The organism is Maribacter sp., assembly GCA_020629415.1.
GTDB classification, from domain to species: Bacteria; Bacteroidota; Bacteroidia; order Flavobacteriales; family Flavobacteriaceae; genus Maribacter; species Maribacter huludaoensis.
The window spans coordinates 19,745-37,778 of the sequence record JAHDDL010000029.1 but is presented as its reverse complement, the minus strand read 5'-3'; the positions used below and the strand labels follow the sequence as shown (position 1 = coordinate 37,778).

At 36.5% G+C, this 18,034-nt stretch carries 21 protein-coding genes; 17 read left to right on the top strand and 4 right to left on the bottom strand.

What is annotated here, in order from left to right; all coding sequences use genetic code 11:
• From QZ657_RS12440 to QZ657_RS12375, 13 genes are all read left to right on the top strand, one after another.
• On the top strand, window positions 1–787 hold a 787-nt coding region (locus QZ657_RS12440), incomplete at its 5' end, for an endo alpha-1,4 polygalactosaminidase (RefSeq protein WP_291967236.1).
• 45 nt (window positions 788–832) lie between these two features.
• Window positions 833–1,159, top strand: a complete 327-nt coding sequence (locus QZ657_RS12435; protein ID WP_276471328.1) for a DMT family transporter — start codon at window positions 833–835, stop codon at window positions 1,157–1,159.
• A 64-nt stretch (window positions 1,160–1,223) separates the two neighbouring features.
• Window positions 1,224–3,011 (top strand): tetratricopeptide repeat protein, encoded by a 1,788-nt coding sequence (locus QZ657_RS12430; RefSeq protein WP_291967234.1) that lies wholly within the window; start codon window positions 1,224–1,226, stop codon window positions 3,009–3,011.
• A 75-nt stretch (window positions 3,012–3,086) separates the two neighbouring features.
• Window positions 3,087–3,719 (top strand): DUF4286 family protein, encoded by a 633-nt coding sequence (locus tag QZ657_RS17220; protein ID WP_366934172.1) that lies wholly within the window; start codon window positions 3,087–3,089, stop codon window positions 3,717–3,719.
• Window positions 3,720–3,739: 20 nt separating this feature from the next.
• Window positions 3,740–4,606 (top strand): 16S rRNA (adenine(1518)-N(6)/adenine(1519)-N(6))-dimethyltransferase RsmA, encoded by an 867-nt coding sequence (gene rsmA, locus QZ657_RS12415; RefSeq protein WP_291967232.1) that lies wholly within the window; start codon window positions 3,740–3,742, stop codon window positions 4,604–4,606.
• Window positions 4,593–5,945: a magnesium transporter gene (gene mgtE / locus QZ657_RS12410; RefSeq protein WP_291967230.1), complete on the top strand. Its 1,353-nt coding sequence runs from the start codon at window positions 4,593–4,595 to the stop codon at window positions 5,943–5,945. Before rsmA ends, mgtE begins: the two co-directional genes overlap by 14 nt.
• A gap of 96 nt (window positions 5,946–6,041) precedes the next feature.
• Window positions 6,042–6,407: a cupin domain-containing protein gene (locus QZ657_RS12405; protein WP_291967228.1), complete on the top strand. Its 366-nt coding sequence runs from the start codon at window positions 6,042–6,044 to the stop codon at window positions 6,405–6,407.
• 10 nt (window positions 6,408–6,417) lie between these two features.
• Window positions 6,418–7,362, top strand: a complete 945-nt coding sequence (locus QZ657_RS12400) for a 2-hydroxyacid dehydrogenase (protein WP_291967225.1) — start codon at window positions 6,418–6,420, stop codon at window positions 7,360–7,362.
• Window position 7,363: 1 nt separating this feature from the next.
• Entirely contained in the window at window positions 7,364–7,819 is a 456-nt protein-coding gene (locus QZ657_RS12395) for a DUF1801 domain-containing protein (protein ID WP_291967223.1), read from the top strand.
• 6 nt (window positions 7,820–7,825) lie between these two features.
• On the top strand, window positions 7,826–8,212 hold the full coding sequence (locus tag QZ657_RS12390; protein WP_291967221.1) for a VOC family protein: 387 nt from the start codon (window positions 7,826–7,828) through the stop codon (window positions 8,210–8,212).
• Between the two features lie 55 nt (window positions 8,213–8,267).
• Complete coding sequence (locus tag QZ657_RS12385) at window positions 8,268–8,651, top strand: TM2 domain-containing protein (protein ID WP_276471320.1); 384 nt, start codon at window positions 8,268–8,270, stop codon at window positions 8,649–8,651.
• A 79-nt stretch (window positions 8,652–8,730) separates the two neighbouring features.
• Window positions 8,731–9,054 (top strand): ArsR/SmtB family transcription factor, encoded by a 324-nt coding sequence (locus QZ657_RS12380; RefSeq protein ID WP_291967218.1) that lies wholly within the window; start codon window positions 8,731–8,733, stop codon window positions 9,052–9,054.
• Between the two features lie 9 nt (window positions 9,055–9,063).
• Window positions 9,064–9,564, top strand: coding sequence for a GNAT family N-acetyltransferase (locus QZ657_RS12375; protein ID WP_291967216.1), 501 nt, complete (start codon window positions 9,064–9,066; stop codon window positions 9,562–9,564).
• A 1-nt stretch (window position 9,565) separates the two neighbouring features.
• On the opposite strand, the gene QZ657_RS12370 is transcribed toward QZ657_RS12375, so the two are convergent.
• From QZ657_RS12370 to QZ657_RS12360, 3 genes are all read right to left on the bottom strand, one after another.
• A complete protein-coding gene (locus QZ657_RS12370; RefSeq protein ID WP_291967214.1) occupies window positions 9,566–11,386 on the bottom strand; it encodes a lysophospholipid acyltransferase family protein in 1,821 nt (606 codons plus the stop codon).
• Between the two features lie 81 nt (window positions 11,387–11,467).
• Complete coding sequence (locus tag QZ657_RS12365; RefSeq protein ID WP_291967212.1) at window positions 11,468–12,715, bottom strand: aspartate kinase; 1,248 nt, start codon at window positions 12,713–12,715, stop codon at window positions 11,468–11,470.
• A 30-nt stretch (window positions 12,716–12,745) separates the two neighbouring features.
• Window positions 12,746–13,231 (bottom strand): GNAT family N-acetyltransferase, encoded by a 486-nt coding sequence (locus QZ657_RS12360; protein ID WP_276471315.1) that lies wholly within the window; start codon window positions 13,229–13,231, stop codon window positions 12,746–12,748.
• Between the two features lie 107 nt (window positions 13,232–13,338).
• Between QZ657_RS12360 and fbp the strand changes: the two genes are divergently transcribed.
• A complete protein-coding gene (fbp, locus tag QZ657_RS12355; RefSeq protein ID WP_276471314.1) occupies window positions 13,339–14,349 on the top strand; it encodes a class 1 fructose-bisphosphatase in 1,011 nt (336 codons plus the stop codon).
• 49 nt (window positions 14,350–14,398) lie between these two features.
• Here the strand turns inward: fbp and QZ657_RS12350 are convergent, their stop codons facing one another.
• Window positions 14,399–14,821 (bottom strand): TerB family tellurite resistance protein, encoded by a 423-nt coding sequence (locus QZ657_RS12350; protein WP_276471313.1) that lies wholly within the window; start codon window positions 14,819–14,821, stop codon window positions 14,399–14,401.
• Window positions 14,822–14,923: 102 nt separating this feature from the next.
• Here QZ657_RS12350 and QZ657_RS12345 point away from each other — a divergent pair, with 102 nt between their 5' ends.
• The 3 genes from QZ657_RS12345 to QZ657_RS12335 are packed head-to-tail and all read left to right on the top strand — an operon-like array spanning window position 14,924 to window position 17,994.
• On the top strand, window positions 14,924–15,949 hold the full coding sequence (locus QZ657_RS12345) for a ligase-associated DNA damage response exonuclease (protein ID WP_291967210.1): 1,026 nt from the start codon (window positions 14,924–14,926) through the stop codon (window positions 15,947–15,949).
• Window positions 15,946–17,628, top strand: coding sequence for an ATP-dependent DNA ligase (locus QZ657_RS12340; protein ID WP_291967209.1), 1,683 nt, complete (start codon window positions 15,946–15,948; stop codon window positions 17,626–17,628). Before QZ657_RS12345 ends, QZ657_RS12340 begins: the two co-directional genes overlap by 4 nt.
• 48 nt (window positions 17,629–17,676) lie before the next feature.
• The gene (locus tag QZ657_RS12335) at window positions 17,677–17,994 is read left to right on the top strand and encodes a GIY-YIG nuclease family protein (RefSeq protein ID WP_291962436.1); all 318 of its coding nucleotides are present in this window, start codon (window positions 17,677–17,679) and stop codon (window positions 17,992–17,994) included.
• Window positions 17,995–18,034 lie beyond the last annotated feature (40 nt).

Sequence of the window (18,034 nt, the reverse complement as noted above, 5' to 3'; positions counted from 1 at the left end):
TGTATCGGATGATGTATCGGATGATGTATCGGAAGAAAATGAAAATTTTAACGCCATACCAGTTTTCAACCATGCATATATTGAAAATTATGAAGTAGACCAGGTAGCATACATAGTATTAAATGCATCCAACGCATATGTTTTGGTAGACCCATTCAATGATGACGTTATTGAATCTATAGCAGAAATAAAAGAGAACGGAAATCAAATTGCAGCTTACATAAGTATTGGTACAGGTGAAGATTGGAGAGATTATTTTTCAGATTTACAGCCTTTTCTCACTACCCAACAGTGGGCGGAATGGCAAGGGGAATATTTCGTAAATACGACTACCACAGGAATAGTTGATGTGATGAAAGCCAGAATAGATAAGATTGCCGATCTAGGCTATGATTGGGTAGAATTCGATAATATGGACTGGGCTTTGTATGATGAAACAAGAGAAACATATGGCATACAAGTAACAAACGAAGAAAGCATAGCCTATTTTCAAGAACTTTGCAATTATGTACATGAAAAAGGAATGAAGTGTATGGCTAAGAACTTCGTTGAAAACGCAGAAGATTTTGATGGAGTTACTTATGAATCTTATAACGACGATAAAAATTGGTGGGATGCCTCTGGTGCACAAAGTTTCTTAGATGATGAAAAACCAGTAATTATAATTCATTATAACGAAAGCAGTTGCAATCAGGTCTATGCTGATTACCAAGCAATTTATAACGATGATCTTTCATTTATCTGTGAAGACACCACTATAAAAAAGTACCTTCATTACAATGAATAGGTAAACGAGATTATCGACCTTTACTTTTACTAAATCTGTACAATTATGAATTGGGCACTATTAATAATCGCCGGTCTTTTCGAGGTAGCCTTCGCTTTCTGTTTAGGGAAAGCAAAAGAAACTACTGGCAACGAAATGTACCTTTGGTATGTTGGTTTTTTAGTTGCACTTGCCATAAGTATGATACTATTAGTGAAAGCGACACAAACATTACCAATAGGTACAGCTTACGCAGTTTGGACAGGTATTGGAGCTGTAGGAACCGTACTGGTAGGCATATTTGTATTCAAAGAACCGGCAACCTTCTTACGTATTCTTTTTATCAGCACATTAATAGGCTCTATAATAGGCTTAAAGGTAGTATCGCATTAATTCCATTATGCACTTCTTATCAAAGCGTTAACAACATCTTACGGCTTTCTATGTATCTTTGAATATGCGGTTTATTATTTTCATTTTTGCATATATCAGCTTATCCACATTCGCATTTGCCCAAGATGACTTCTTGGCAAAGCAATATTTTGCTGATGGTAATTTTGAAAAAGCTGTGGTTTTTTATGAAAAATTGGTTGAAAAAAACCCTCGAAGAACTGAGTATGTCCAGGACTTAGTTGCATGTTACCAGCAGTTACAACGCTATAAAGAAGCAGAAGACTTTTTGAACGCAAGACTAAAGGACCGCAACCCCTACCCTACGCTATTGATTGATTTAGGCTATAATTACACCCTTCAGGAGAATGAGACAATGGCACAGACCTATTATGACAAGGCATTGAAGATCATCTCTAAAAATCCTAATTATGGTTATGCCCTAGGTCTGCAATTTCAAAAGTATAATTTATTGGACCTTGCCATAGAAGCCTTTAAAAATGCCATGGAACTGAATCCTGCGTTGAACTTTAATTTTCAAATGGCAAGAATTTATGGGGAACAGGGCAATGTTGAAGCCATGTACAATTCTTACCTAAATCTTGTTATAGACGGCAAAACCTCTAAGTCTAATATTCTAAGAAGTATAGATGATTTTATTTCCGAAAATGCCGAGAATAAAAATAACCTCCTTTTTAAAAAAGTACTCTTAGCGCGTGTACAGAAAAATCCTGATATTCTCTGGAACGAGCTTCTAAGTTGGCTATTCATTCAGCAGAAACAATATGGAAGCGCGTTTAGACAAGAAAAAGCCATTTTTAAACGTATGAACGGCATCTCTACCACACGTTTGGAAAATTTGGGCAATGATGCTCTAGCTAATGAAGAATATGACACTGCAAAAGATATTTACAGCTACATTATTGAGAACACCAGCAATAAGATTACGCAATTAGACGCAGAACTAAATCTTATTGATATTGATTTAATAAATGCTACAAACGGACAGTTAGATGCTATTCAAAAAAAATACGACGCACTTGTTGATGTTTATGGGTATAAATCGCAATCACTGCAGTTACAAGTTGCCTACGCAAATTTTCTTACGTTTAACAAGAACAATCCCGCACCTGCGGAAAAATTACTGAAAAATAGTCTAGAATTACCCTTGAGCGACAGGGGTACCGCTTATTTAAAATTAGCATTGGGCGATATTTTGGTATATAATAAAAAGTTCAACGAAGCTCTCATCTATTTCTCACAGATACAATCGAAATTAAAAAACGATGTATTAGGTCAAGATGCTCGTTTTAAGGTGGCGCAAACCAGTTTTTACAAAGGTGATTTTGAATGGGCCTTAACCCAATTAAAGGTACTTAGAAGTTCTACTTCTCAGCTTATTGCAAATGATGCCATGCAGTTGAGCCTATTGATATCGGACAATTCATTAGAAGATTCTACACAAACCGCATTAAAAAAATATGCACGGGCAGATTTTTTGGCCTATCAGAATAAAACCAATGAAGCCATTGCCGCTTTGGGCGATATTTTAGAAAATCATAAGGGCGAAAAAATTGAAGATGAAGCACTCTTAAAACAAGCTCAGCTATTTGAAAAGCAAAAGAAATACGAAGAAGCCCAATTAAACTATCAAAAAATCATCACATTTTATGGCAATGGAATTCTTGCCGATGACGCCTATTATGCACTAGGAGAACTTTACCGTAAAGAATTCAACGACCCCATAAAGGCAAAAGAGCAATACGAGAAAATTATCTATAATTATCAAGACAGTTACTACTTTCCCGAAGCCCGAAAAAACTTCAGAATTTTAAGGGGAGACGCCATAAATTAAAATCGCACGTTATCCAATTCGTTATAAGACCTAGTTGAACTAACTTTGCAATTCAAATAGAACTAGATATAACGCATGTATATTTATAACGTTACCACCAATATAGAAGAATCTGCCCATGATGCTTGGTTGCAATGGATGAAAGAAAGCCATATACCGCAAGTACTTTCAACAGGTAAATTCTTAAGCGCAAAATTTACCAAAGTTTTGGTTGAAGAAGATATGGGAGGCTTCACATATTCTGTTCAGTATACCGTACCGGACAAAGCTACTCTAGAAAGGTATTATGAGGAAGATGCACCGGCACTAATAGAGAGTATTCAAAAGAAATTTGCCGGTCAGTTGGTTTCTTTTAAAACTGAATTAGAAGTAGTAGATGAGTTCTTTGTTCAAAGAGCGGCGGCAACACACTATTTGTTCACTTATGGCACTTTACAGGAAAGAGAAGTACAATTAGGTATATTCGCCAGGCCTTTGATCGGCTTTGAAGATGAATTACCGTTGTACACCATATCTGATAGTAAGGTGGCGGGACTGTATCCAACATTACAGCATACGGGATCAAAAGAAGATACAATTAAGGGACAAGTATATACCCTATCTCATCAAGAATTACAAAAAGCGGATAGATATGAAGGTGAAGCTTACGAAAGAATTCAGATCCAATTGGCTTCTGGAAAAAATGCATGGGCCTATATCGCAAAATAAGATACCGTTAAAAACTATTTATGGGAACGAAGAGAAAGAAGAACAAAGGTGATAAATATGCTCATAAAAAGCATCATGAAAAAGGTCCTGTAAAAGCAAAGAAACATTTAGGCCAACATTTTCTAAAAGATGAGGACATTGCCAAACAAATTGCAGAAACCCTATTACAACAAGGGTACAAGAATGTTATAGAAATTGGTCCGGGTACCGGTGTTTTGACCAAATACCTTTTACGAAATAATAGTAATTTGGTAGCTATGGATTTAGATACGGAGTCCATTACGTACCTAAACGAAACTTTTCCTTTAGAACACCCAAAAGCATTTGAGGGCGAAGGCTCTTTTAAAGTGATTGAAGCAGATTTTTTAAATTTTGATATTGCTAGTTTGTTCGGCGATGAGCAATTTGGCATTACCGGCAACTTCCCATATAACATATCTACACAGATCGTTTTTAAAATGTTGGAGCTACGCCATCAGATTCCTGAATTTTCGGGGATGTTTCAGAAAGAAGTTGCGCAACGTATCTGTTCATCAGAAGGTAGTAAGGCTTACGGTATTCTATCTGTTTTGGTCCAAGCGTTTTACGACGCTGAATACCTTTTTACGGTAGAACCGGATGTGTTTGACCCTCCGCCAAAAGTACAGTCCGGCGTTCTTAGATTAACACGCAAAACTAACTTTGAGCTTTCTTGTGATGAGCAATTGCTTTACAGAGTGGTGAAGACAGCTTTTAATCAAAGAAGAAAGACATTACGTAACAGTTTAAAAACATTCTCTTTATCAGATAATCTAAGAGAAGATGCTATATTTGACCTTAGACCGGAACAGTTGGCTGTTGCCGATTTTATAGCATTGACGAAGAAAATAGCAGATGACACCCTTTAAGCTTACCGAAGAACTTGTAGTAGAGATAGAACAGCTCATTGAACAAAACAATGATACTGAACTAAATTCTATGTTAAGTGCCGTTCATTATGCCGATGTCGCTGAAATCATCAATGAATTAGACAAGGAAAAAGCAACCTATCTTATTAAATTATTGGATAGTGACAAGACTTCCGATGTTCTTACAGAACTAGATGAAGATGTCCGTGAAGCCATATTAAGCAGCCTATCTACAAAAGAAATAGCAGACGAATTAGAGGAACTGGACACCGATGATGCTGCAGATATCATTGGCGAGCTTCCAAAAGATCAGATACAAGACGTCATCTCTAAAATTGAAGATAGAGAACACGCCAAAGATATTGTTGACCTTTTAAGATATGCAGATGATTCCGCTGGTGGTCTTATGGCAAAAGAGCTTGTAAAAGTCAATGAAAACTGGAACGTTCTTACCTGCGTTAAGGAAATGCGCACACAGGCAGAAAATGTAACACGTGTTCATTCTATTTATGTAGTAGATGATGAAGATAAATTAAAAGGAAGACTGTCTTTAAAAGATTTATTGACCACCTCTACCAAAACTCACATAAAGGACGTATTCATTAAAAATGTAGATTCTGTCAACGTTAATGAAGATCCAGAAGAGGTGGCTAGAATAATGAGTAAATATGATTTAGAAGCCATACCTGTAGTTGATGAAATTGGCAGATTGGTGGGTCGTATTACTATTGACGATATCGTTGATGTCATTAAGGAAGAAGCAGAACGCGATTACCAAATGGCGGCAGGTATATCTCAAGATGTAGAAGCAGATGATAGTATTTGGGATCTAACACGTGCGCGCTTACCATGGTTAATTTTAGGTCTTTTTGGTGGTGCAGGTGCAGCCTTGATCATGGGCGGCTTTGAAGAAATGTTTCGTGAGTACACGGTACTATTTCTCTTTACTCCATTAATAGCGGCAATGGCAGGTAACGTTGGCGTACAGTCTAGTGCCATAATAGTTCAAGGATTGGCCAATGACGATATTAAAGGAAGTATAAGCAGCCGTTTAATTAAGGAAATGCTTTTGGCATTGTTGAACGGATTTATTCTTTCGTGCTTATTACTGATCTTTACGTGGATCTGGAAAGGAGATTTTCTTACCTCATTGGCAATTTCCATTTCATTGATTGCGGTAATCGTTGTTGCCGGATTCATAGGTACCTTCGTTCCCTTATTTTTGAACAAAAGAGGCATTGACCCCGCCATTGCAACTGGCCCGTTCATTACCACAAGTAATGATATTTTTGGTATTTTAATTTATTTCTCTATAGCCAAATTGATTTTGGGCATATAATAAACTGCTTCGCTTCTTTTTAGAATACTGTGGCTTTCCGTATATTACTATATTGAATTTCTTTCGTTCATAATTTAAGATAGAATTGACATAGCCATGAAAAGCATCAAACTAAAAGAAAAATTTGATTTTATAGACGGGCATTGGCATCCGCACCAAATAGGTGTTGTAGATAATATGCAAGTATTGCTGGCAAAGTTAAAAGGTGAATTTGTATGGCATGCACACGATAATGAAGATGAGCTATTTCAAGTACTAAAAGGAACTTTATACATGCAGTTTAAAGAACGTACAGAAATAGTGCAACAAGGCGAAATTATTATAGTCCCCAAAGGAGTGGAACATTGCCCTATGACCAAAAACAATGAAGAAGTACACGTTATGCTTTTTGAAAAATTAAGCACTTCCCACACCGGAAACATTAAAGACGAAAAAACAAAAACAGATTACCCCGAAATATAATAAAGTTTAAATGAAAGTATTACACGTAGACATCAATCACCCATTGATTATTGAGCAATTCTCAGAATTAGGTTTTCAGAACTATGAAGATTATAGCTCTACCAAAGAACAGATTGAAGCTAAGATAGAAGACTATGACGGACTCATTATTAGAAGCAGGTTTACTATAGACGAGCATTTTTTGGATAAGGCAAAAAATCTAAAATTTATAGGCAGATTAGGCGCGGGACTTGAAAATATAGATACAAAATATGCCAAATCTCTTGGTATTTTTCTTGCTGCAGCGCCAGAAGGCAATCGTAACGCGGTTGGCGAACACGCCTTAGGTATGCTATTATCACTTTTTAATAAATTGAACAGTGCGGACAAAGAAGTTAGAAGTGGCAAATGGGATCGTGAAGGTAACCGTGGCATAGAGCTAGAAGGCAAAGTAGTAGGTATTATAGGTTATGGCAATATGGGAAAAGCTTTTGCTAAAAAGTTAAAAGGCTTTGATGTGGAAGAGGTAATTTGCTATGACATAAAAGGTGGTGTAGAAGATGAAAATGCGCGCCAAGTAGGTATTATGGAATTTCAAAATAGAGCTGATGTTATAAGCTTACATGTACCGCAGACAGAACTGACCATTGGTATGGTAAATACCGAATTTCTAGAAAAGTTCGATAACCCTATTTGGATTATAAATACCGCCAGAGGAAAATGCATAGTTACCTCAGATTTAGTCGATGCTATAAAATCGGGCAAGGTTCTTGGTGCAGGTTTAGATGTTTTGGAATACGAAAAAGCATCTTTTGAACATATGTTTACCGATGATACTTTACCAGAAGCATTTCAATACTTAATTAATTCTGACCAAGTAATACTATCGCCACACGTAGCAGGTTGGACGATAGAAAGTAAAGTTAAACTTGCCCAAACGGTAGTCGATAAAGTAAAAGCTAAATTTTTAGAGTGATATGAAATACGAAGCCAGCTCACCAGACAATTATATTGCACAATTGCCACCGGAACGTAAAGTGGCAATTGAAAAACTAAGAGGTATTATTTTAAAAAAATTACCCCATGGTTTTGAAGAGCAATTAAGTTATGGCATGTTGGGCTATGTAGTACCACATACACTATACCCGGCAGGTTATCATGTAAAACCTGACCTACCGTTACCGTTTATTAATTTGGCTTCACAAAAGAATTTTATCGCCTTGTATCACTCTGGTATTTATGCAGATATTACTTTAATGAACTGGTTTAAGAGCGAATACCCTAAACATTGCAAACGCAAACTAGATATGGGCAAAAGTTGTATCAGATTTAAAAGCATGGATGATATACCATACGAGCTTATTGCCGAATTATGCACTAAAATGACTCCCCAACAATGGATTGATTTATACGAGAATAACATCAAAAAATAGACAGTTATGAAAAACAGAGTAACAGGCTTAGGAGGCTTCTTCTTTAAAACTAAAGATCCTGACCATTCTAAAAATTGGTATAACAAGCATTTAGGATTAAACACTGACCAATACGGTTGTACTTTTTGGTGGCAAGATAAAGAAGGAAACGACTGTTCTACTCAATGGAGCCCCATGAATGCCGCTACTGATTATTTCAAACCTAGCCAATCTAGTTTTATGATGAATTTTAGGGTGGAGAATCTTGTAGAATTATTAAAAGTGCTAAAGGAAGAAGGAGTAACAGTGGTAGGCGAAATCCAAGAATTTGAATATGGAAAATTTGGTTGGATTTTAGATCCTGACGGAAATAAGCTAGAACTTTGGGAACCAATAGATAAAGCATTTTTGTGATGTTAAAATAATCGTTACATTTAAAACTTATAATAACCACCAAACAACAATTAAAATGTCAGAAGAAAACAAAGATTTCGGAGATAAGGCAGAGGAATCTGCAAAAGAATTTAGCGAAGGAGCTAAAAAAGCAGCCAGTGATTTTACCGCAGGAGCAAAAGAAGCTTTCAGTGGAGGCCCTGGAGGAGAAAACAAAAAAATGTTAGCTGGTATATTGGCTATCGTAATAGGTTCGTTAGGTATTCACAAATTTATTCTAGGATATCAGAAAGAAGGAATTATAATGTTAGTTATTACCCTGGTATTGGGAGCTGTAACCTGTGGTATTGGTGCATCTGCTATGTGGGTGGTAGGCATTATTGAAGGTATCATATACCTAACAAAATCAGACGAAGAATTTTACAACACATACCAGGTAGGTAGAAAACCTTGGTTCTAAACTACAAAAGCTAGATGAGAACTCATCTGGCTTTTTTTACATCACATATCATCGTAATATAGCAATATTAAAATATCAAATGGGAATAACAAAATCACAAATATTCAATACAGAGCAAAATGAACTTGCAATCATGTTCAAAGTACTCTCAAACCCTGCCCGTATTGCTATTTTACAATATATAAGTCAGCAAAATGCTTGTATTTGTAATGATATTGTTGATGAAATAGGATTGGCACAGCCTACTATCTCACAGCATTTAAAAGAACTTAAGAGTATAGATTTAATAAGAGGTGAAATTGAAGGCAAAAAAGTATGCTATTATATTAATCTTAAACAATGGAAGGCAGTACAAGCACTTCTAAATTCTTTTTTTGAAACCACTAAAGATAATTGTTGCTAAAAACTACATATGAAGGATATAATTATAAGAAAGATGTTGGCAAAGGACTGGAATTCTGTTGCCAAAATATATCAAGAAGGTATTGATACCGGCATAGCCACTTTTGAAACCAAGGTACCCACCTTTGAAAATTGGGACAAAGCACATATGAGCAACTGCCGTTTTGTGGCGGAACAAAAAAATGAAATATTAGGTTGGGTAGCTCTATCCCCAGTTTCCAATAGATGCGTCTATGGCGGCGTAGCCGAAATAAGTGTCTATGTTTCTAGAAATAGCAGAGGTAAAGGTTTGGGCAAGGTATTATTGGAACACATAGTATCCGCTAGTGAACAAGAAGGTATTTGGACACTACAATCCGGTGTATTCCCAACTAACCATGTTAGCATTAAACTTCATGAAACCACAGGATTTAGAATGATCGGCAAACGTGAGCGCGTTGGCAAATTACACGGGCAATGGGTAGACAATGTACTTTTTGAAAGGCGAAGTAGCGTTGTTGGTGTAGACTAGATTATACTTCCGGCTCGGGGTTTTGAGACTCCAACAATTTTCGCTCCAGTTCTGCCTGAAACTCTTCCATAACCGGTTTTACGGTACTCTCCGGTAAATCGGCGATTTTAATATACATTAATCCGTCAACTGAATTATTGAATAAGGGATCTACATTAAAAGCAACGACCTTTGCATTCTGTTTAATGTACTTCTTAATCAAAACCGGTAATCGAAGACTACCTGGCTCTACCTCATCTATTAAACGATCAAATTTATTTAAATCGGCTTGCGTTTCATCAAAAACGAACTCCTTATCAGCATCTTTCAGCTTTACCTTAAACTCCTTCTTTGGCCTTATATATTGTGCTACGTAGGGATCCCAGTAATTAGACTTCATAAATTCGATCATCAACGATTTAGAAAAGTTTGAAAACTGGTTACTGATACTTACGCCACCTATTAAATACTTATGCTCAGGAAATCTTAAGGTAGTATGTACAATACCTTTCCAAAGTAAAAATAAAGGCATAGGTTTTTGTTGGTATTCTTTGGTAATATAGGCACGTCCCATTTCTATAGAGTGCTCCATCATATCATACAATTCTGGCTCTACTCTAAACAAATCTTGTACATAAAAACCATCAATACCATGTTCCGGAAAAATCTCTGATCCCATTCCCATTCTGTAAGCGCCAACAATGCATTTAGCCTCATCATCCCATAAGAACAAATGGTGGTAATAACTATCAAAACTATCCAGGTCAATAGCCTTGTTGGTCCCTTCCCCTATTGCCCTAAAGGTAACTTCTCGCTGCCGACCTATTTCCTTTAAAATAAAAGGCATATCCTTTTCTTTTGCAAGAAACACTTCGTAATTTTTGCTTTGAAGCAAACGACACTCTTTCTCCCTAAGCTTCTCTATTTCACCCTCCATAACCTCTTTACGAACCGCATCTGCAATTTTCTTAGGTTGCTTGGGCAATTTAAGCGATGTAGGTATTTGATCGATCAAACGCTCTTTTTCATAAGCATTGGAGAGCATATAGGTTTTACGTCGTAATAGATCTGTATACTCTTCTAAACTATCCTGTTCTTTTTGTGCGGTCACGGAGATCGGTTGCCCTATTCTCACTTTAATTGGTCTATTTCTTTGGGAAAAGACTTGAGAAGGAATCATGGCCGTCCGTAATGAATCTCCTAACTTAGAAATGCGATAGAACAAAGAGCTATTTTTGGCATGAAAATATATAGGCACAACGGGTACCTCAGCTTTTCTTATCAATTTTATAGCCGCCTCTTCCCATGGTTTGTCAACTATGAGCTTGCCGTCTTTATAGGTAGAAACTTCTCCTGCCGGAAATACACCTAAAACATGGCCGTTTTGTAAATGTTCCAGTGTTTTTTTGAATCCGGCCAAGTTGCTTCTGGCATCTTTATGGTCGCCAAAAGGATTGACCGGTAAAATATAGGGTTTTAAAGGCACCATTCTTTCCAGAAGAAAATTGGCCATAATTTTATAATCCGGTCGTTGCTTGACCATTAGTTTGAACAGCAAAATACCATCGATCGCACCCAATGGGTGATTACTAATGGTTACGTAAGACCCTTCTTTGGGTAAACGCTTAAAATCTTCCTCAGGAATTTCAAAATCAATTTCAAAATGCTCTAGAATGGCGTTGGCGTAGTCCTCACCCTGTAAATGGGCAATGGTATCATAAAATCGATTAATACTGGATATTCTGGTAACTTTCAACAATATCCAACCAACAAAGGTACCTAACACTCCGTATTTAGAGAGGTTGATAGCCTTGGCAACTTCCTTCGCGGTAACTAAACCCATAAATCATCATCGATTAGACTGTAAATATAGGAAAATAGCTTTTGCAGCTACCTATTAAACATGTCTGAAATGACCTTGAACTTACTTCACCACAAGCTGAACGGTTTCCGTACCACGTTGCTCCAATAGCAGCTCGTGCCCATTCTGTAAAGTTTCTAACGCTTTGTTATCAAAGTGCCTAATGGTATATAATGATACGTTCTCATGATGAGCTACCTTGAACTTACTTTTTAATTGTTGCAAAAGTTTTTCCAAACCTCCGAATTTATTATCGATACAAACGGAAAAGCTAATAGCTGAATTCTGAATTAAATCTACTTTTATCTTGTGCTGATGAAAAAGTTTAAAAAGTTCGCTGATACTATCTTCTACAATAAAAGAAAAATCTAGCGAAGATAATTTTACCAATACCTGATTCTTTTTAACGATGAAACAAGGGACTTTTGGTTCTATACCAACACCCTTACCTACCGTTGTGCCCTTACCTTTAGGATTTACAAAAGATTTTACGTGTAACGGAATTTCTTTACGTTGCAATGGTTGTAATGTTTTTGGATGAATTACAGATGCACCGTAAAACGCCAATTCAATAGCCTCTCTATAAGAGATGTTGTTTAGCAATTGGGTTTCTTCAAAATACCTTGGATCGGCATTTAAAACACCGGGTACATCTTTCCAAATAGTTACTGAATCTGCATTCAGGCAATACGCAAGTATTGCAGCGGAATAATCGGAACCTTCACGGCCTAAAGTTGTTGTAAAGTTATTGTCGTCGCTACCTAAGAAACCTTGGGTAATGTTTAAAACCTTTTGGTCTATTTTAGTAACGTTTCCTTGAGTACGTTCCCAATCAACCGTAGTATCCCTATAATTACTATCGGTCTTAATAAAGTTTCTTACATCTAGCCAATTGTTCTTAATGCCAACTTCTTTGAAGTAAGCACTAATGATGGTGGTAGAGATCAATTCTCCGTAACCAACAATTTGATCATAAACAAAATTGTAGTTGGGTGACTTGTTCCACACCAAAAAACCATTGATCTCATCGACCAATACTTTTATATCTTTATAAATGGCATGCTGCGAATTTGGAAACAATTCTGAAACAATACTTAAATGATAATCTACCATCTCAGCAACCTTGGAAGGTATTTCCTGTTTATCGTTAAAATAAGCATTTATGATATCTTCCATAGCATTGGTAGTCTTGCCCATTGCAGAAACAACCAAAAGCGTATTCTCATACCCTACTTCTTTTAAAACCTTTACTACATTTTTAACAGCATCTGCATCTTTAACGGATGCTCCCCCAAATTTAAAAACCCTCATACTCAATATCTATCTAAATTCTTTTGATTTTTAATTCGCCAGAGTACTTAAGTACTCCTTTATACCGGCTTCATCTAATTGAACCACGTCCCAATCTCTCATAACGTTGGCACCTTTACTTTCATAGAAACCTATGGCAGGTTCATTCCAGTCCAATACTTCCCAACATATTCTCTTCACTCCCAATTCATCACCATATTTTACTACCTCGTTCAATAATGCGGTACCTAAACCCGTACCGCGCATTTCTTTGGTTACAATTAAATCCTCTAAATGTATGACCGGTCCTTTCCAAGTAGAATACCTAGGGTACACCAATGCCATACCAACAATTTTATTGTCACTTTCAGCAACAAAACAATGAAACAATTTTTGTTTACCAAACCCATCTTCCTCTAGATTTTGCACACTTACTTCTACAGCATCTTCTTCTTTTTCAAACGTGGCCAATTCCTGAATTAAACGAAGCACTTGCTTCATATCTTCTCTTTGGGCAACTCTAATTGTATAATCCATAATTGTTACAAATAAAACACAAAGTTATAAATTTAAAAAATGTAATTAAAATGAAAATGAAACGTTTAACAAAATACACGATATTTGTATAAACCATAAACTAAAAAATGTCTCCAAAAAGAAATCAGACCCTAGGGGAGTTTATTATTGAAAATCAAGATTCATTTCAATACTCTTCAGGTGAATTATCAAAACTTATCAATGCAATTAGATTAGCTGCAAAAGTTGTTAACCACGAGGTAAGCAAAGCAGGGCTAATAGATATTTTAGGCGGAGTTGGAGAAACCAACATTCAAGGTGAAGATCAACAAAAATTGGATCTTTTCGCGAACGACAAATTCATTCAAACTTTAAAGAACAGAGAAATTGTCTGTGGTATTGCTTCTGAAGAAGAAGACAGCTTCATCAGTATTAACAGTAACGATGAAAATCATCAAAACAAATATGTTGTACTTATAGACCCTTTAGACGGTTCTTCCAACATTGACGTAAACGTATCCGTAGGTACTATTTTTTCCATTTACAGACGTGTTACTCCCGTAGGCACACCGGTAACAATGGAAGATTTTCTACAACCCGGCAACAAGCAGGTTGCAGCAGGTTATGTTGTTTACGGTACATCTACCATGTTGGTGTATACTACAGGTGACGGCGTAAACGGGTTTACCTTAAACCCTGCATTGGGTACTTTTTACCTATCCCACCCAAATATGCAATTTCCTGAAGATGGTAGAATTTATTCCGTAAACGAAGGTAACTACGTTCATTTTCACCAAGGTGTAAAAGATTATATTAAATACTGTCAAATGGAAGAAGATGACAGACCCTATACTTCTAGGTATATAGGTTCTTTAGTATCGGATTTTCATAGAAACATGATCAAAGGTGGTATTTATATGTATCCTAAGAGTAGTGTTAGTGAAAGTGGAAAATTAAGATTGTTGTATGAATGCAATCCTATGGCTTTTCTGGCCGAACAGGCAAATGGATTGGCCATTGGCGGTAAAAATAGAATTATGGATATTCAACCAACTGAATTACACCAACGTGTTCCTTTCTTCTGTGGAAGCAAAAATATGGTCAAAAAACTCCAAGAATTCTTGAATAAATATCATTAAATAAAAAGGGAGCCTTTGGCTCCCTTTTTTATATCGTTCAAATAAACACTTAGCGCTTTACTAAGTATAAATAATCATCAAAGTCTATTTTACCACCAAAAATAGCAACAGAACGTTGAATAATTTTATCTGCCTTTTCATCTGTAAAGCCTAGACCGATCGCATACTTTTTAATCAGCACCCTTTCTTCATCATCAATTTCATGATCAGAATAAACAATTCTAAATAGATCATATAAACGCTCCAATCTTTTTTCAGAATCTGGTGTAGAATCTATTGGGTACTTATTTTCTTTCTTAAATACTTCGTTATACTCCGTCTCGGTAATATCCAGTTTACTAGCAAAACGGTCTAATAATTTTTTTTCCTCAGTACTAATTTCACCATCAATAGAAGCTAAAGTTGCCAAGGCCGCAAAGTGAGCCAGGTTTCTTCTATGCTCCCCACTGGTATATAAATCTGCAAAAGACATATCTTATTTTTTAATTATTGAGCAAATATAAATTTTTTAGAGGTCATAGTTTAGTTTGACATCAACTTTGTTTGCATGTGAAATTCGTAACTTGTTATCGCTATGAAATCTCCTTTATTACAATTTACAAGCAATGGCATATATTGCGAAACGGCCAAAGTCTATCTTGACCCTTGGAAACCTGTAGACCATGCCATAATCTCACATGGGCATGCGGACCATAGTAGATATGGGCACAAAAAATATATAACCCATCACAGAAATGTACCTATTATACAACATCGTTTAGGTGAAATAAACGTTATTGGAAAAGAATGGGGCGAAACTATTATCATTAACAACGTAAAATTTAGCCTACATCCAGCCGGGCATATTATTGGATCGTCACAAATTAGGGTAGAACATAAAGGTGAAGTTTGGGTTTTTACAGGAGATTATAAAACTGAAAATGATGGTATTTCCACACCTTATGAACCTATAAAATGTAACACCTTTATTACAGAATGTACTTTTGGATTACCCGCATTTAAATGGACACCCCAGGCAGAAGTTCTAGAAAACATTAACAATTGGTGGGCAGAAAATAGAGCTGAAGGTAAAACATCCATACTCTTTGGGTATAGTTTGGGCAAAGCACAACGATTATTAAAATACCTAGACACCGACATTGGAGAAATATATACACATGGCGCCATTGAAAATATGACCCAGGTACTAAGACCGTTGGTAGATTTTCCCAAGACCACTTTAATTACCAGAGACACCAAAAAAGAGCAGCTATTGGGCAATATAGTATTGGCACCACCAAGTGCACATGGTAGTACTTGGATTAGAAAAATGGTGCCCTATGTTACTGCTTCCGCAAGTGGATGGATGACCTTTAGGGGAGCAAGACGAAGAAGGGCTATTGACAAAGGTTTTGTTTTAAGCGATCATTGCGATTGGCCCGGTCTTTTAGAAAGTATTGAAGCTACAGGCGCCGAAAAAATTATCTGTACACATGGCTATACAGATATATTCTCGAAATATTTACGAGAACAAGGTTATGATGCCCGTACAGAAGCAACGCAATACGGTGAAGAAGAAACAGAAGCTGCATTAGCTTCAAAATCGACAGCATCTGTATGAGAAATTTTGCACAGCTTATAAAAACCTTGGATAGTACCAATAAAACTACGGTTAAGGTACAGGCATTGACCGACTATTTTCTTAAAGCCGATGATGCCGATAAGGTTTGGACCATCGCAATTTTATCGCATCGCAGACCACCAAGACCGGTAAATACAACGCTATTAAGAACTTGGGCTTCAGAACTGGCAAACATTCCACTGTGGTTATTTGAAGAAAGCTATCATATTGTTGGTGATCTCGCAGAAACCATAGCATTGGTCATTCCTGCAGCCGACCAATCATCGGACAAAAGTTTAACCAATTTTCTTCAAGAAATGATTGCTCTTAAAAAGAAAACAGACGAAGAAAAAAGAGCATATCTATACGAAAATTGGAGTGTTTTAAACTACTACGAACGGTTTGTGTTCACCAAATTGATTACTGGTGGATTCAGAATTGGGGTAAGTCAAAAACTAATGACACGTGCCTTGGCAAAAGCCACCCAAATTGACGAAGATATTCTAGCCTATAAATTAATGGGCAACTGGGACCCGAATAAAATCACTTTTCAGCAATTGGTTTTAGAGGAAAATGAGAGCGATTACCTTTCAAAACCATATCCTTTCTATTTGGCGTATGCCATTGAAGGTGAAGTGTCAGACTTAGGCGATATAAAAGAATGGTCTGCAGAACATAAGTGGGATGGAATTCGTTCTCAAGTGATCTTAAGAAACAATGAATTATTTGTTTGGAGCCGTGGCGAAGAATTGGTAACGGATAAGTATCCCGAATTTGAAAAATTCATAGGCGTTATTCCTAACGGTACGGTCATAGATGGTGAAATTCTCCCTTTTCCAAAAGGTGGTATTGGCACCTTTAACGATTTACAAACCCGCATTGGTAGAAAAAACGTAACCGCCGCACTTTTAAAAAAAGTTCCGGTAATCTTAAAAGCATATGATATTCTTGAATGGAAAGGAGAAGATATTCGCCAATTACCTTTTATAGAACGTAGAGAAATTTTAGAACACCTTTTTAAAAATGTCACTGAGCAAAACCAAAATGCGGTCACTAAACTTAGCCGAAGTGAGGTCACTGAGCGTAGCCGAAGTGATGTTCCCCTTCACCTCTCTAAAACCATGTATTTTAATTCATGGGAAGAGATGGCTGAAGAAAGAGACCGCTCTCGCGAAATGCACAGTGAAGGCTTAATGCTAAAAAGAAAAGATTCGCCCTATTTGGTAGGTCGTAAGAAAGGCGATTGGTGGAAATGGAAAGTTGACCCACTGACCATAGATGCGGTTCTTACATATGCCATGCGCGGTCATGGTAGGCGAAGTAATCTATTTACAGATTATACTTTTGCCCTTTGGAAGGATAATGAAGAAGGAGAAAAAGAACTGGTAACCTTTGCAAAGGCATACTCAGGCTTAACCGATGCAGAATTCAGAAAACTAGATGCTTGGATAAAGAAAAATACTTTGGAAAGATTTGGACCCGTTCGTAGTGTTACTCCTCATCACGTGTTTGAAATCGCCTTTGAGGGTATAGCATTATCAAAAAGACATAAAAGTGGTGTTGCTACCCGTTTTCCCAGAATGCTACGCTGGAGAAAAGATAAAAACATCCATGAAGCAAATACGTTGGATGATTTGAAGGGATTAATTCCGAGCGAAGCGAAGGAATCTGTTAAATAAAAAACGAAAAATTAATTTACATCTTTTGATTTCACAAGCCTAATTAAAATGAAAGGATATATCTATATAACAACCAATAAAAATAAAACAGTTCTTTATGTTGGAGCTACAGATAATATTAAAAGAAGAATAAATGAACATAAAAGCAGAATATATCCAAATGCTTTCACCAAGAAATACAATTGCGATATACTAGTTTATTTTGAGGAATTTGAAAATGTGGAAGATGCATTTAAAAGAGAATTGAAATTAAAAGCTGGCAATCGGAAAAAAAAGGAAGAGTTAATTAACTCAATGAATCCTGAATGGGGTGATCTTTCCATTAATTGGTTAGATGAAAATTTTAGGTTTCGGAACAAAAAATAAAATTCAAGAATAAATTAAACAGATTGCTTCGCTTTACTCG

Bases quoted from the DNA above. Each gene is read 5' to 3' on its own strand.
- QZ657_RS12435 (WP_276471328.1), top strand. From the start codon at position 833: ATGAATTGGGCACTATTAATAATCGCCGGTCTTTTCGAGGTAGCCTTC.
- QZ657_RS12430 (WP_291967234.1), top strand. From the start codon at position 1,224: ATGCGGTTTATTATTTTCATTTTTGCATATATCAGCTTATCCACATTC.
- QZ657_RS17220 (WP_366934172.1), top strand. From the start codon at position 3,087: ATGTATATTTATAACGTTACCACCAATATAGAAGAATCTGCCCATGAT.
- rsmA (WP_291967232.1), top strand. From the start codon at position 3,740: ATGGGAACGAAGAGAAAGAAGAACAAAGGTGATAAATATGCTCATAAA.
- mgtE (WP_291967230.1), top strand. From the start codon at position 4,593: ATGACACCCTTTAAGCTTACCGAAGAACTTGTAGTAGAGATAGAACAG.
- QZ657_RS12405 (WP_291967228.1), top strand. From the start codon at position 6,042: ATGAAAAGCATCAAACTAAAAGAAAAATTTGATTTTATAGACGGGCAT.
- QZ657_RS12400 (WP_291967225.1), top strand. From the start codon at position 6,418: ATGAAAGTATTACACGTAGACATCAATCACCCATTGATTATTGAGCAA.
- QZ657_RS12395 (WP_291967223.1), top strand. From the start codon at position 7,364: ATGAAATACGAAGCCAGCTCACCAGACAATTATATTGCACAATTGCCA.
- QZ657_RS12390 (WP_291967221.1), top strand. From the start codon at position 7,826: ATGAAAAACAGAGTAACAGGCTTAGGAGGCTTCTTCTTTAAAACTAAA.
- QZ657_RS12385 (WP_276471320.1), top strand. From the start codon at position 8,268: ATGTCAGAAGAAAACAAAGATTTCGGAGATAAGGCAGAGGAATCTGCA.
- QZ657_RS12380 (WP_291967218.1), top strand. From the start codon at position 8,731: ATGGGAATAACAAAATCACAAATATTCAATACAGAGCAAAATGAACTT.
- QZ657_RS12375 (WP_291967216.1), top strand. From the start codon at position 9,064: ATGAAGGATATAATTATAAGAAAGATGTTGGCAAAGGACTGGAATTCT.
- QZ657_RS12370 (WP_291967214.1), bottom strand. From the start codon at position 11,386: ATGGGTTTAGTTACCGCGAAGGAAGTTGCCAAGGCTATCAACCTCTCT.
- QZ657_RS12365 (WP_291967212.1), bottom strand. From the start codon at position 12,715: ATGAGGGTTTTTAAATTTGGGGGAGCATCCGTTAAAGATGCAGATGCT.
- QZ657_RS12360 (WP_276471315.1), bottom strand. From the start codon at position 13,231: ATGGATTATACAATTAGAGTTGCCCAAAGAGAAGATATGAAGCAAGTG.
- fbp (WP_276471314.1), top strand. From the start codon at position 13,339: ATGTCTCCAAAAAGAAATCAGACCCTAGGGGAGTTTATTATTGAAAAT.
- QZ657_RS12350 (WP_276471313.1), bottom strand. From the start codon at position 14,821: ATGTCTTTTGCAGATTTATATACCAGTGGGGAGCATAGAAGAAACCTG.
- QZ657_RS12345 (WP_291967210.1), top strand. From the start codon at position 14,924: ATGAAATCTCCTTTATTACAATTTACAAGCAATGGCATATATTGCGAA.
- QZ657_RS12340 (WP_291967209.1), top strand. From the start codon at position 15,946: ATGAGAAATTTTGCACAGCTTATAAAAACCTTGGATAGTACCAATAAA.
- QZ657_RS12335 (WP_291962436.1), top strand. From the start codon at position 17,677: ATGAAAGGATATATCTATATAACAACCAATAAAAATAAAACAGTTCTT.